Consider the following 13,468-nt stretch of genomic DNA (forward strand, 5'->3'; position numbering starts at 1 on the left):
TTCCCCCGGGCCGGGTCACGCGGTGCTCGGCACACCCGCGTTCGCGAGAACCTCGCGGGCGGGCAGGACGACGCTCGCGGCGGCGGTCATCCCGGAGGCCGCTATGTGGGCGTCGGCGAAGCGCAGCCCGGCCGCGTACCCGGCGAAGTCCGGCAGCCCGACCGGCCGCTGCCCCAGTCGGATCGCGGTGCGGTCGCCGTAGAGGTAGGGGGCGAGGTTCGGCATTCCGGCGACGTCGATCCCGGCCGCCACCTTCGCGCAGGCGTCGTCCAGCTCCGCGCCGGACAGCGACGTCGCCCAGGGCCCCATGGCGTCATCGCCCGCCAGCTCCCGTACGAAGGCCTCGGCCAGCCCTTCGGCCACCACCTGCTCGCCGACCGTGACCGCCATCGGGTCCCAGTCCACGTTGGCGTAGCGGACGTTGTGGTGCAGCTCGTGGGCGGCGGCGTGCCCGATCTTGGCGAGGCTGGTCGCGGTGGGCCACATCATCAGCATGATCGCTCCCGGGATGCCGCCGAGACCGAAGTAGCCCCGGTTGAGGTCCATCAGCGGGTCGTCCGGATCGCCGAGCACCAGGACCACGTGCACGGTGCCGGCGGTCCGCACCCCGGGCGCCGCCGCGCTCAGCCGCTCCCGTGCCGCGCCGAGGGAGTCCTCGACCCGCTGCCACACCCGGGCCTTTCGCATCCGCTCCAGGGCCTCCGGAAGCCGTGGGTCCTCCCGGTCCAGCGGGAAGCCGCTGCCCGCGCGGTGCGTCTCGACGAGGTCCCCGACCCCCACCCGGGACATCACCTCCTGCAACGGGGCGAGCATCTCAGCCAGGGCGTCGGGTCGTTGGGCCCGAGGAAGGCGCAGGAGGTCCAGCTGGGCGGAGGCGGTGTCATGGACGATGATCTTCATCTCGGGGACGGTAGAGCCTCCTGTTACGGGAGGGTCAAGCGGCTCCCGGTGCGGGCCCGCCGTCCTCGTCACCAGCAACGGCGCGGTCGCCTGGGACTTCGGCGGCTGACGCACCCCCCACGGGCCCCGCGAGCCGCTCTCCCGCTCTCCCCGTTCCGGACTGGCTCCGGACCGGCTCCGGACCTGGCTCCGGACCGGCTCCGGACTGGCTCCGGACCTGGCTCCGGACCGGATTCGGACCGGATTCGGGACTGGCTCCGGACCGGATTCGGGACCGGGTTCCACGGGGCTTCCGGCAGGCCTCCGACCCGGTCCACCCCACTTCGCGCGGGCGTGCGCGGGGCTGGGCCGTGACGCGCCCGGCATGCGCCCCACCCGGGCTCGTAGAATCGGCCCCACCATGGCTTACCTCGACCACGCCGCGACCACCCCGATGCTTCCCGAAGCGATCGAGGCGATGACCGCCCAGCTCTCCGCCACCGGCAACGCGTCCTCACTGCACGCCGCCGGACGCCGGGCCCGCCGTACCGTCGAGGAGTCCAGAGAAGCCCTCGCCGACGCCCTCGGCGCACGCCCCAGCGAGGTGGTGTTCACCTCCGGAGGCACGGAGGCCGACAATCTTGCCGTGAAGGGCCTCTACTGGTCCCGCCGCGACGCCGACCCCCGCCGTACCCGGGTCCTCGCCGGCCCCGTCGAACACCACGCCGTCCTGGACGCCGTCGACTGGCTCGCGGAGCACGAGGGCGCGACCGTGGACTATCTCCCGGTCGACCGCTTCGGCCGGGTTCACCCCGAGGACCTGCGCGAGGCGATCCTCCGCGACCCCGACGACGTGGCGATGATCACCGTCATGTGGGCCAACAACGAGATCGGCACGATCATGCCGGTCCGTGAACTGGCGGCGGTGGCGGCCGAGTTCTCCATCCCCATGCACGCCGACGCGGTCCAGGCCTTCGGTCAGCTGGAGGTCGACTTCGCCCGCTCCGGACTGGCCGCGATGACGGTCAGCGGGCACAAGATCGGCGGCCCGTTCGGCATCGGCGCACTGCTGCTGGGCCGCGACCACACCCCCGTACCCGTCCTGCACGGCGGCGGCCAGGAGCGGCACGTGCGCTCCGGCACCCTGGACGTGCCCGCAGTCGCCTCCTTCGCGGTCGCCGGACGGCTGGCGGCCGAGCGGCGTGAGCGGTTCGCCCGGCGCGTGGGCTCCCTGCGCGACGACCTCGTGGCCGCCGTGCGCCGTGCCGTGCCGGACGCCGTGCTCGGCGGTGACCCGGATCCGTCCGGACGCCTCCCGGCCAACGCCCACTTCAGCTTCCCCGGCTGCGAGGGCGATTCCCTCCTGCTGCTGCTGGACGCCCAGGGCATCGAATGCTCCACCGGCTCCGCCTGTACCGCCGGGATCGCCCAGCCCAGCCACGTCCTGCTCGCCACCGGCACCGATCCGGACCTGGCCCGGGGCACCCTGCGCTTCTCGCTCGGCCACACCTCGACCGACGACGACGTGAAGGCGCTGGCCGAGGCGATCGGCCCGGCGGTGGAGCGAGCGAGGACGGCCGGGCTCAGCTGACGGCGGGGCCGGCCCTGTGGCGCGGGCGCGGCCGGATCTGCGGCGTGCGGCGGGGCCCGGGCCGGCGGTGGGGCCCGGCCGGACGCTCGTGAGCCGTCAGGCGCCGGCCGTCACCCGGACGCCTTCGCCGACGGTGTGGGCGTGGACGTGGGCGCCGTGGAGGCCCGGCGGACCAGTTCCATGTACCGGTCCCAGTCCCAGTGCGGGCCCGGGTCCGTGTGGTCGGTGCCCGGCACCTCCACGTGCCCGATGATGTGCTCCCGGTCGACGGGTATCCCGTGCCGCGCGCAGATCGACGCCGTGAGCCGCGCCGAGGACTCGTACATCGCCTTCGTGAGGTCCTTGGGCCGGTCCACGAACCCCTCGTGCTCGATGCCGACGCCGCGCTCGTTGTACGGGCGGTTGCCCGCCTGGTACGCCACGTCCAGCTCGCGGATCATCTGCACCACCCGCCCGTCCTGCCCCACGATGTAGTGCGTCGCCGCCTGATGGGCGGGGTCCTGGAACACCTTCACCGCGCTGGCGAAACTGCCCTGGGTGACATGGATGATCACCCGGTCGACGGGGAAGTCGTCGGGGCGGTCCGCACGTCGCCAGTTCGCCTCCGACGCGGCCACCCAGCTCGCCCCCGCGTAGTCCAGCTCGCCCGCCCTGCGGGGCTTCTCGACCCCGGGCACCTGCCACCACAGCCGCTTGACCTCGTCGCGCGCGAACACGGCGGCGGTGCCGACGGCCGCCACCGCACCGCCGCCGATCAGCAGCGCGCGGCGGCTGACACCGCTCGCCGGCTTCCTCCGCGAAGACGAGCCCGCACGCCTTCCCGAAGACGAGCCCGCACGCTTTCCCGAAGACTTTTCCGAAGGCTTTCGCGCACCCCGGGTGCTCCCGTTGTTCCCCATGTGACCGTCAACGCATATCCGCGAGCGTTCGGTTCCCGGCGACCCGTACCCTGGAGGAGCTATGACTCAGACTTCCCAGCGCCCCCTGCGTGTTCTCGCCGCGATGTCGGGCGGCGTGGACTCCGCCGTCGCCGCGGCCCGCGCCGCCGAGGCGGGCCACGACGTGACCGGTGTCCACCTCGCCCTGTCCGCGAATCCCCAGTCCTTCCGGACCGGGGCGCGCGGCTGTTGCACCATCGAGGACTCCCGGGACGCCCGCCGCGCGGCCGACGTCATCGGTATCCCGTTCTACGTCTGGGACCTGGCGGAACGCTTCCGCGAGGACGTCGTCGAGGACTTCGTCGCGGAGTACGAGGCCGGGCGCACCCCCAACCCCTGCCTGCGCTGCAACGAGAAGATCAAGTTCGCCGCGCTGCTCGACAAGGCCCTCGCCCTCGGCTTCGACGCCGTGTGCACCGGCCACTACGCCACCGTCGTGCTCACCGAGGACGGCAGCCGGGAGCTGCACCGCGCCTCCGACATGGCCAAGGACCAGAGCTATGTGCTCGGCGTCCTGGACGAGAAGCAGCTCGCCCACGCCATGTTCCCGCTCGGCGACACCCTCACCACCAAGGACGAGATCCGCGCCGAGGCCGAGCGCCGGGGCCTGGCCGTCGCCAAGAAGCCCGACAGCCACGACATCTGCTTCATCGCCGACGGCGACACCCAGGGCTTCCTGGCGAACCGCCTCGGCGGCCCGGCCGAGGGCGACATCCTCGACGAGTCCGGTACGAAGCTGGGCACCCACGAGGGCGCGTTCGGCTTCACCATCGGCCAGCGCAAGGGCCTGAAGATCGGCCACCCGGCCCCCGACGGCAAGCCGCGTTACGTCCTCGACATCTCCCCGGTGAACAACACCGTCACCGTCGGCCCCGTCGAAGCCCTCGACGTGACCTCGCTGACCGCCATCAAGCCCCGCTGGTGCGGAACGCCCCCGTCCGGCCCGGGCACCTATACCGCCCAGCTCCGCGCCCACGGCGGCGAGAGTGAGGTCACCGCCGAGCTGGTGGGCGGCTCCGAGCTGAACGTCACCTTCGCCGAGCCGGTCCGGGGAGTGGCCCCCGGCCAGGCGGTCGTCCTGTACGACGGCAGCAGGGTCGTCGGCTCGGCCACCATCGCCACGACGTCCCGCCGCGAGCGGGTGCCGGCGGGCGGCTGAGGCCGGGGCCCCGCCAATCGGTGGCTGTATCCCGGCCATCTCGTATGACCAAGCCGGGCTGGCTCAGCCCGCTCGACCGTCATAGGCTGCCCCGTGCGGACCGTCCGCACGAAGACGCACACGGCGGGGCAGTCTCCTCCCCGTCCTGTCAGGAGGTACAGGTGCTCCTGCGCTTTCGGGTGGCCAATCACCGCTCGATCCGTGACGAGTGTGAGTTGTCGCTGATCGGGACGGCCCTGAACGAGGGCACCGCCCGCGACACCGGTCTGCGCCACGACGACCAGCAGGTGACGGCACTCCCCGTGGTCGCCGTCTTCGGAGCCAACGCCTCAGGGAAGACCAACCTGATCAGCGCGCTGCGAGATATGAGGGCCGCTGTGCGCACTTCGTTCGCCGACTGGCAGAAGTCGCCCGGGGTGCCCCGCAAGCCGTTCAAACTGGATCGTGAGAGCTCCGAGGAGACGAGCCTCTACGAAGTAGATCTCACGCTCGGCCGAAGGCCGGTCCGGTTCACCTACGGTTTCGAGCTCTCGGACGACCGGGTGGAGGCCGAGTGGCTGCATGCCTACCCCAACGGGCAGCGGGAGATCTGGTTCGACCGGGAGGCCGACCGGCCTGAGTCGGAAGGCGGTGAGTTCGTCTTCGAGAGCGACAGTTTCGGCGGCCAACGGGACGCGCTGGTCTCTTTCACCCGGCCCGACGCTCTGTTCCTCTCTACGGCGGCCACGGCGAACGATAGGCAGCTCTCGGCTCTGTACCGATGGTTCCTCGACAACCTGTGGCTGATGACACCGGGCGCGGACGTCGTCCATCGAACGAAGTGGACTCAGGAACTCCTCGGCGAACCCGGTCGCAAGGGTGACTACGCCGAGCGCATCCGGCAGCTGCTCTCGGTCGCCGACCTAGGAGTCACCGGCATCGAGATCGACCGGGAGACACAGGAGATCCGGCTGCGGCACCGCACCACGGAGGGCCAGGACGTCTCACTGGACTTCCTCACGGAGGAGTCCTTCGGCACGCACGCGTGGTTCGCCTTCCTCGGCCCGATGCTCACCGTGCTCGACAAGGGCGCTGTGCTGCTGGTCGATGAGCTGGATTCGAGCCTCCACCCCACGCTGGCCGCCGAGGTCGTCCGGATCTTCCAGGACCCGAAGGCGAATCCCCGTGACGCTCAGCTGATCTTCACCACGCACGACGCCACTTTGCTCGGCAGCGAGGTCCTGGACCGGCCGCTGGGCCGTGATCAGGTCTGGCTCACGGCGAAGGACCGCACGGGAGCCACCGAGATCTACCCACTCACCGCAGCCCGTCCGGCGGACGACGAGAACCTGGAACGCGGCTATCTGCGGGGCCGGTACGGCGGTACCCCGCGGGTCAGCGCGGGCGAGATCGCCCGTGAGGTGTCGTGGCAGGAGGCGAAGGCGTCAGCGTGAGTACGAGGGACAACGGGCAGCAGACCCGGTCGGCGCAGGACGGGAGCGGAGACTCGCCGGAGGCTGGTACCCGGAAGCCGAACAAGCGCCGTAGTGGCAAAGGCGAAGGGCAGCCCCTGATTCCGGCTCCGACTCCGCCGCCGGACGATTCCCGTGCGGTGCGTGTGGTGTACGTGGGCTGTGAGGGGGAGTCCACCGAGCCGGACTACCTCAACCACCTCAGTGCCAGATTCGGGGACGGCCGCGGGCACGAGGGGCAGAAGTTCCGTATCCAGCCCGTCTACAAGAAGAACGGCTACACCCCGGCGGAGGCCGTGGCCGCCGTGCGCGAGAAGGCTCAGGAGGACGACGCGTGGGCCATGTTCGACCGTGACGAGCACCATGACATTCCGCGAGCCTTGAGGGAGGCGGCGGAGAGCTCGACCGAGGTCTGCTTCTCGCATCCGTCCTTCGAGCTGTGGCTGCTGCTCCACTTCCAGGAGTTCGGCGGGCGTCAGAGCGGTATGAACAAGGAGATCTTGAAGAAGCTGCGGCAGGCGCATCCCGCCTTCAAGAAATTCGACGGCAGGAACGACAAGAGCGTCAAGGATGACCGGCGAGCGGCTCTGGACGAAGAAGGACTCCTGAAAGAGGCGGTGTCCCGGGCGAAGCGTCTGGTCAGTCAGTGCGAGCACGGTTCGTGCAAGGCGAGCAACGCCAAGACGAACCGGTTCAGCCGCGACAACCCGCCGAAGTCCACGCCCGCGTGGGCGGCGCGCTCGGGGCACGCACACGACTGCGAGACGCTGCGCCGCGATCCGTCGACCGATATCTGGCGTTTGATCGTGAGCCTGGGCATTGTCGAGGACCCCTCACGGACAGCGACGAACCGGAGCCACGGTTACTCAGCAGGGGCCTGGGGCGTCTAGGCTGCCGTAGCACTTCCGCTCCCTCGGGCCTGCCCGGGCCCATCGGTCTCCCAGTCGTACGAAGGAATGGCGCGTGGCCAGAATCACCCTGCCCGAGCTCGAAAGGCACCTCTTCTCGGCCGCGGACATCCTTCGTGGGCGAATGGACGCCTCGGAGTACCGCGACTACATCTTCGGCATGCTGTTCCTCAAGCGGGCCTCGGACGAGTTCGAGCCCGAGTGGAAGCGTGAGTACGCGACGGCGCTGGATTCGACGGGCGACCCGGTGAAGGCGCGGAGGAGGGCCGACAATCCCGAGCGCTACACCCGCGTCTTCTACGTTCCGCCGCAGGCACGCTGGTGGAGCGGCCCGCATGTGATCGACCCGGTCACGCCGGACGGTGAGATCGCGACCGTGCCGGGAATCCGCTACCTCACCGACAAGGTGGGCCAGGGGCTCGACCAGGCGCTGATCGCCCTCACCGAAGGCAACCGGAGGCTGGCCGGCGTCACCTCCCACATCACCTTCAACGAGGTCATCGGGACGAAGCCTCGCTTCACCAACTCCGAACTGCGCTCCCTCATCCGCCACTTCAGCCTCTACCAGCTGCGGAACGAGGACTTCGAGTTCCCCGACATGCTGGGAGCGGCGTACGAGTATCTGCTCGGCCGGTTCGCCGACTCGGCGGGGCAGCGCGGCGGTGAGTTCTACACTCCGCGCTCGGTGGTCCGGATGCTGGTCCGGCTGATCGATCCGAAGCCTACGGAAACCGTCTACGACCCGTGCGCGGGCTCCGGCGGCATGCTCATCGCGGCACGGGAGCATGTGGAGGAACACGGGGGCGACCCCAACGAGTTGGGGGTCAACGGGCAGGACAAGAACGGCCCTTCCTGGTCCATGGCCAGCATGAACATGGTGCTTCACGGCATCCGTGAGTTCGAGCTGGAGCACGGTGACACCCTGACCGAGCCGCTGCACCTGACGCCGGACGGCAGGCTGCGCACCTTCACCAAGGTCCTTTCGAACCCGCCCTTCTCGCTCAACTACGACGCGGATCTCGTCGCCAAGGCCGATGAGCTGTACGGCACCCGGATGAAGTGGGGCTGGGCGCCGGAGGGGGCCAAGAAGGCCGACCTGATGTTCGTCCAGCACATGGTCTCGGTGCTGGAGCAGCGGGGCACGGCGGCGATCGTCATGCCGCACGGCGTGCTGTTCCGTGGCGGCAAGGAACGGGAAATCCGCGAAGGGCTGCTGAGGGACGACTGCATCGAGGCGGTGATCGGCCTCGGCCCGAACCTCTTCTACGGCACCGGCATCCCGGCGTGCGTACTGGTCCTGCGGCCCCCGCGCCGCAAGCGCGGGCAGCGTGAGAGGAAGGTCCTGTTCATCAACGCGGACCGCGACTTCACAGCGGGACGAAACCAGAACGAGCTGGGCCCCGAGCACGTGGAGAAGATCGTCACCGTCTTCCAGACATGGCGGCCGCTCCCCGGCTACTCGCGCGCCGTGGAGGTCAAGGACCTGCTGGCAGCGGAGGCGAACCTCAACATCCGCCGCTGGGTGGACAATTCACCACCGGCCGAACCTCAGGACGTACGGGCGCACCTCTACGGCGGAGTGCCGGTGAGCGAGGTCGTCGGCAAGGAACAACTCTTCACGGCGTACGGGGTCGACGCGACGAAACTCTTCGCCCAGCGGGACGATGATCCGGAGTACTACGACTTCCTGGACGAGGGTCCGGAGGCGACAGCCCGACGTATCCCGGGTCTGGCGGCGGACCGCGAGAAGAAGCTGTGGGAGGCGTACGGCACCTGGTGGACGGCGCACGCCCCTGGCTTCGCCCAACTTGCGGCGGACCAGAAGCTGATGGACCTCCGAGGCCGCCTGGTGACCGGATTCACCAAGTCGGTGGGAGAGGCCGGCGTTCTGGACGAGTACACGACGGCCGGGATCATGGCCGACTGGTGGACGGCGAACAGGTACGACCTCAAGGCGCTCGCGGCCGGCGGCTTCGAACGGGTGCTGGCGGGCTGGGTCGACTCGGTCGAGGCGATCGTCGACCCAGCACTGCCGCCCACGGAGGAGGGCGACACCTCGGCGAAGAAGCCGACAGTGTCCGGAGCCGACCGCCGCCGAGCGATGGACCACCCGGTGGTTCGGGCGCTGATTCCCGAGTTCCTTGACGCGGTGTCCTCGGCCGATACGGCGGTGACGGAGGCGGACGCGGCGTACCGGGCGACGCTGGAAGCCGTGGTGGAAGCGAAGCCGGCCCCGGTGGCCGACGCTGAGGACGACGTCGATACCGATGCCGACGAGCCGTCCGACGGTGATGCGGAGGCTACGGCCCCGGTCTCTCCGGAGGAGATCGCCCGCCTGGAAAAGGTACTGGCCGCGCGAAAGCGGGAGCTGGCGGCGGCGAAGAAGAAGCGGAAGGCGCTGGACGACCGTTTCCTGAAGGACCTGCGGGCGGCGGCCGAGGTCGCCGTGGCGACAGAGGGCGACGCGGAGCGGGTGGTCCTTGAGGTACTGGACGGCGACTTGACCCGCCGCCTGGGCGCGTCGGTCGCCTCGGGCCGCCGCGAGCTTGTGGCGGCGTTCCGGCGCTGGGCCGAGAAGTACGCGGTGTCGCTGGAAGAGCTTGGGGCGGAGAGCGACGGGGCGGCGGGGGAGCTGGCGGGGTGGCTTAAGGAGCTTGGTTATGCCCGGTGAGTTTGACCAGGTCGGTCATTCCATGGTCCCGCTGAAGAGCTTGCTCAAGAAGATCGAGACCGGATGGAGCCCAGTCTGCGAACCGAAACCCCCGGCTGCGGACGAGTGGGGGGTTCTCCGGCTGAGTGCCGTCACATCTGGCACCTTCATTGAGTCAGAGGCGAAGAGATTTCCCGACCAGCTGACGCCCCGGCCTGCCCATGAGGTGAAGTCCGGCGACGTTTTGATGTCTCGCGCGAATGGCGTAAAGGCGTTGGTAGGGGTTACATGCTCGGTGGGCGATGTGCGGCCCAAACTTCTCCTGCCCGACCTTGTCTTCCGGCTGGCGCCAGACCCGGGTGTGCTGGATGCCGAATTTCTCTCCATCGCGCTAACTTCAGTCGATGCCCGCCGTCAGATTGATTCGGTAATGCGGGGCACAAGCGGCCAATACAAGATTTCGCAGGCGGACGTGCGGGGGTTGGAGATTCCTGACCTTCGTTTGCCCGATCAGCGGAGGATCGTGGCTGCGCACGCAGCGTTCGACCAGCGGATCGCCGCACTGGAGCAATCTTGGCGCAAGCTGCGCATTATTGAGAAGTCCGTGACGTTCCGGGCGATGGCTGAAGCGAAAAGACGTGTTCCGCTTGGCGAGTGGCTCGATCGCATCGACGCTGGCAGGAGTCCGTTGGCGGAGGACGTGCCGGCCGGAGATGCAGAGTGGGGCGTACTCAAAGTGAGTGCGGTACAGGCTGGTTGGTTCCACGGGGCAGAGAATAAGGTTGTACGTGCTCCTGAACTGATCAATCCGCATTACGAGGTTCGGTCGGGTGACCTGCTCATGACGCGAGCTAACACCGAGCAATTGGTTGGTCTGGCTTGCGTTGCGCTGGACCCTGCGCCCAGACTCATGCTTAGTGACAAGACGCTTCGTATTGTCCCGGTAACCGCGCGAGCAGAGGCTGGGTTCATTGAGTTGGCTCTTCTGAGCCCCGATGTCCGCAGGCAGATCAGAGGCGCCGCAACTGGAACAAGTGGCAGTATGAAGAACATTGCACAGGCCGCAGTTAAGGAACTGCTTGTGCCGGATGTTCCTGTGGGAACTCAGCGTCAGATTGTTGCCGCCATGGCGGCTAGTAGAAAGCGTAGTAGTAAGATGCGTGACCAGGTCGCAAAGCTTCGAACAGTGCGGCAGGGTATGGTCGAGGACCTCTTGAGTGGGCGTGCGCGTCTAACGGAGTAACGTACCCAAAGATACCCCCCCCGTCTAACCGTGGCCTGCTCTTTGGTGATTGCGACTCTGTCGACGAGCGTGCGGTTGATGCTTCACCTGCAAAGATCAGTCGACCTGGTCTTTGCTACTGTGGCCAGGAGGGGCCCCGTTCTCTCTACGTCACCTTCGCGCAATCGTAAGTCGAGGCCTCAGCGTGCGGTTTCCGCCCTATTCGGATAGGGCTGACTTGACCTCTTGCTGGAGCCAGGTGTCCATCTCGGTACGAGTGAATAAGACTGTTTCGGCTCCGGGTGGTCGGTGTTGCGTACGGCTGTGCGGCCGTCCCGTGTTGAGGCAACATCTACGCAGGCGCCCTGGTCTGCGCTGGAACTGGGCTTGCGCCAAGCGGCGGCACGAGTGTTGCCGGACATGCGAAGGCTGTTCAAGTGGCCTCACTGGGACCCGTAGGCCAAGACGAGCCGAGGGTTGGAACGGCCCAGCCGCTACGGAGGAAAACAACGAGGGCGGCACACTGCGCCTGCTTCTGTCGTGGCGTCAGCCCCGAGCGGAGGTGAACCCGCCGGTCTTCACTCCCTGCACGAGCGCATGAAACGTGCTGCCGCTCACAGGGATGGCCAGGGACGGTCGTGCGCTGTCCCGCAGAGCCACGAGGCCCTGCCCGCCCACAGCCACCTCCACGCAGTTGCTCGCCGATGCCTCGGAGCGGGACGACTTCAACCGCTTCAGGTTAGGCAAGACTCGTTCCTCTCGCAGAGCTCTGGAGATGTCACGTATGACGTCTCTCGCCTCACCCGGATTCAACGCCGCTTGTTCGGCAGAGTTCCATTTATGTAAGGAAGTTGGCCGACTGCGTAGCTGTGCCGAAGCGGCCGACACCGATAAGCGAGTCCACCTATGTCGCCCCAACGGTGACATCAGCACTGTGGCCTACTGAGGGTAGAGGCCTCAGCGCACCGCAGGCGAAGGAGTCTTGACTACTGCTGAGGCCCGAGGTCGTCGAACTCGCCTGCCTTGACGCCCTTGAGCCAGGCTTCTATCTCGGTGCGAGTGAAGAACACGGTTCCCGCTCCGGGGTGGTTGCTGTTGCGTACTGCCACACGGCCGTCTTCCAGAGGGGCGGCCTCTACGCAGGCACCCTGGTCTCCGCTGAAACTGGACTTGCGCCACAGGGCGGATTCGAGTTCAGCTTGGGGGACAGCAAGTTCGGGGGTGGTCATGCGTACTCCTCTGCGATGTCACGCACCATCTTGACTGACTCATCCGGACTCAGGGCGAGTGCCACCAGAAGCTCGAAGGCCACCGTATGCGCCTCGATCTCGTGGGGAGCTTCGAGGTAGAAGGCTCCCGCGCGGTGTTCAACGTAGGCCACGCCAGGATCTGTGGGCCACGGGAAGCCAAGGATCTGGAACGGTCCTGCGGCCATGCCAGGGTGTGCGCCGTGAAGGAAGGGGATGACTTGGACGGTGATCTTCGGATGGCGCGCCATCTCGGCCAGGTGTAGGAGCTGGTCCCTCATGACAGCTGGGCTGCCGACGACCCGGCGGAGTACTGCTTCATTGAGCACTGCCCACAGGCGAAGCGGGTTGGAGGTGCGGTTGAGGGCGTTCTGCCGTGTCAGACGCAGGTTGATCTGACGCTCGATCTCGTCTTCTGCGCGTTCTGCTGTTCCGCGGCGGGTGATGGCGTCGGTGTAGGCGCGGGTCTGGAGAAGGCCGGGGACGGCTTCGCTCTCATACGCGCGGATCTGTGAAGCGCCCTGCTCCAGCCCGACGAAGAGCGAGAACCAACTGGGAATGGGTGGCCCGCCGTGGCTCTCCCACCAGCCCTTCTTCCGTGCGTCTTTGGCTGCACGAAGGTAGGCCGACCAGCGGTCCTCCCGGACGTTGTAGAGGGGGAGCAGCACTTCATCGAGATCTCTGACCACGACAGGCCGGTCGGCGGTCTCGTAGTACGAGACCTTGGCGACCGTGCATCGCAGCGCCTTGGCAACGTCCTTCTGCTCAAGGCCGGCTTCCCGACGCAGCCGGGTGAGTTCGAAGGCGAGCCAGCGCCGCCAGACAGTGGGGCTGGACGTATCGGTCACTGCTCTGCCTCCTGTGCTCTGCTCATGAATCGGGAACGACGGTAGCGCCTGCGTCCCTCCGGTGCGTGATCACGCCGAAACTCGACTGACCGAGGTCAGCCGCATGTCACCCGAACGTGGCATAGCGCTTCGTTGAGTGAAAATTTAGACTTAACAAAAATGCGGCGACGGGTGAGGAGAGACCCATGACCGAGGTGTCACCGACGATGGAAGTCCGTTCAGAGCCAGATCTGCTGCCTCCGCTGGGGCGCGACGAGTACGCGGCCCTGCTGGCGGAGGTCGTGGCCGAGTCCAGGCCCCGGCTCTTCGCCGTCGTTCAGGAAGTGGGTGACAGGGAAGACGGTTGGGTGGCCGCCTGGGGGCTGGCGTTCGAAGATCGGGCCGAGGTGGTTCCGTACGGGAGGGGTGTTCGTATGAGTCTGCCGTCGGCCGAGAAGGCCCTCCGGTACTTCGGGCGGGGTGGCGGCGTCAGGGCGAGTCTGCACTGGATCGGCTCCTGAGCCGCCGGGTCGCGATATCGGCTCGTGCCAGTAACTTCCGACCCGCGTACGGGCCGTGGCCGGCCTCGGCGGAAA

At 67.9% G+C, this 13,468-nt stretch carries 13 protein-coding genes; 7 read left to right on the forward strand and 6 right to left on the reverse strand.

The window, feature by feature from the left end; genetic code table 11:
- Positions 1–15: 15 nt before the first annotated feature.
- Positions 16–900 (reverse strand): DUF2268 domain-containing putative Zn-dependent protease, encoded by an 885-nt coding sequence (locus ACZ60Q_RS14445; RefSeq protein WP_469633240.1) that lies wholly within the window; start codon positions 898–900, stop codon positions 16–18.
- 400 nt (positions 901–1,300) lie between these two features.
- On the opposite strand from ACZ60Q_RS14445, the gene ACZ60Q_RS14450 reads away from it, so the two are divergent.
- Complete coding sequence (locus ACZ60Q_RS14450; protein ID WP_469633242.1) at positions 1,301–2,470, forward strand: cysteine desulfurase family protein; 1,170 nt, start codon at positions 1,301–1,303, stop codon at positions 2,468–2,470.
- A 110-nt stretch (positions 2,471–2,580) separates the two neighbouring features.
- On the opposite strand, the gene ACZ60Q_RS14455 is transcribed toward ACZ60Q_RS14450, so the two are convergent.
- Positions 2,581–3,369, reverse strand: coding sequence for an N-acetylmuramoyl-L-alanine amidase (locus ACZ60Q_RS14455; protein ID WP_469633244.1), 789 nt, complete (start codon positions 3,367–3,369; stop codon positions 2,581–2,583).
- A gap of 61 nt (positions 3,370–3,430) precedes the next feature.
- On the opposite strand from ACZ60Q_RS14455, the gene mnmA reads away from it, so the two are divergent.
- The 5 genes from mnmA (at position 3,431) to ACZ60Q_RS14480 (ending at position 10,819) form a co-directional block, all read left to right on the forward strand.
- Complete coding sequence (gene mnmA / locus ACZ60Q_RS14460) at positions 3,431–4,567, forward strand: tRNA 2-thiouridine(34) synthase MnmA (RefSeq protein ID WP_469633247.1); 1,137 nt, start codon at positions 3,431–3,433, stop codon at positions 4,565–4,567.
- A 161-nt stretch (positions 4,568–4,728) separates the two neighbouring features.
- Positions 4,729–6,000, forward strand: coding sequence for an AAA family ATPase (locus ACZ60Q_RS14465; RefSeq protein ID WP_469633250.1), 1,272 nt, complete (start codon positions 4,729–4,731; stop codon positions 5,998–6,000).
- A 158-nt stretch (positions 6,001–6,158) separates the two neighbouring features.
- Complete coding sequence (locus ACZ60Q_RS14470; RefSeq protein WP_469633253.1) at positions 6,159–6,908, forward strand: RloB family protein; 750 nt, start codon at positions 6,159–6,161, stop codon at positions 6,906–6,908.
- 73 nt (positions 6,909–6,981) lie between these two features.
- Complete coding sequence (locus tag ACZ60Q_RS14475) at positions 6,982–9,597, forward strand: type I restriction-modification system subunit M (protein ID WP_469633256.1); 2,616 nt, start codon at positions 6,982–6,984, stop codon at positions 9,595–9,597.
- Positions 9,587–10,819 (forward strand): restriction endonuclease subunit S domain-containing protein, encoded by a 1,233-nt coding sequence (locus tag ACZ60Q_RS14480; protein ID WP_469633259.1) that lies wholly within the window; start codon positions 9,587–9,589, stop codon positions 10,817–10,819. Before ACZ60Q_RS14475 ends, ACZ60Q_RS14480 begins: the two co-directional genes overlap by 11 nt.
- Positions 10,820–10,998: 179 nt before the next feature.
- On the opposite strand, the gene ACZ60Q_RS14485 is transcribed toward ACZ60Q_RS14480, so the two are convergent.
- From ACZ60Q_RS14485 to ACZ60Q_RS14500, 4 genes are all read right to left on the reverse strand, one after another.
- Positions 10,999–11,220, reverse strand: a complete 222-nt coding sequence (locus ACZ60Q_RS14485; RefSeq protein ID WP_469633261.1) for a DUF397 domain-containing protein — start codon at positions 11,218–11,220, stop codon at positions 10,999–11,001.
- A gap of 124 nt (positions 11,221–11,344) precedes the next feature.
- Entirely contained in the window at positions 11,345–11,725 is a 381-nt protein-coding gene (locus tag ACZ60Q_RS14490; protein WP_469633831.1) for a DUF397 domain-containing protein, read from the reverse strand.
- Positions 11,726–11,784: 59 nt separating this feature from the next.
- The gene (locus ACZ60Q_RS14495) at positions 11,785–12,027 is read right to left on the reverse strand and encodes a DUF397 domain-containing protein (RefSeq protein ID WP_469633263.1); all 243 of its coding nucleotides are present in this window, start codon (positions 12,025–12,027) and stop codon (positions 11,785–11,787) included.
- The gene (locus ACZ60Q_RS14500; protein WP_469633266.1) at positions 12,024–12,893 is read right to left on the reverse strand and encodes a helix-turn-helix domain-containing protein; all 870 of its coding nucleotides are present in this window, start codon (positions 12,891–12,893) and stop codon (positions 12,024–12,026) included. The genes ACZ60Q_RS14495 and ACZ60Q_RS14500 overlap by 4 nt, the downstream gene beginning before the upstream one ends.
- A gap of 185 nt (positions 12,894–13,078) precedes the next feature.
- Between ACZ60Q_RS14500 and ACZ60Q_RS14505 the strand changes: the two genes are divergently transcribed.
- The gene (locus ACZ60Q_RS14505; protein WP_469633269.1) at positions 13,079–13,393 is read left to right on the forward strand and encodes a hypothetical protein; all 315 of its coding nucleotides are present in this window, start codon (positions 13,079–13,081) and stop codon (positions 13,391–13,393) included.
- Positions 13,394–13,468 lie beyond the last annotated feature (75 nt).

This window comes from Streptomyces sp. NPDC104313 (assembly GCF_055583985.1).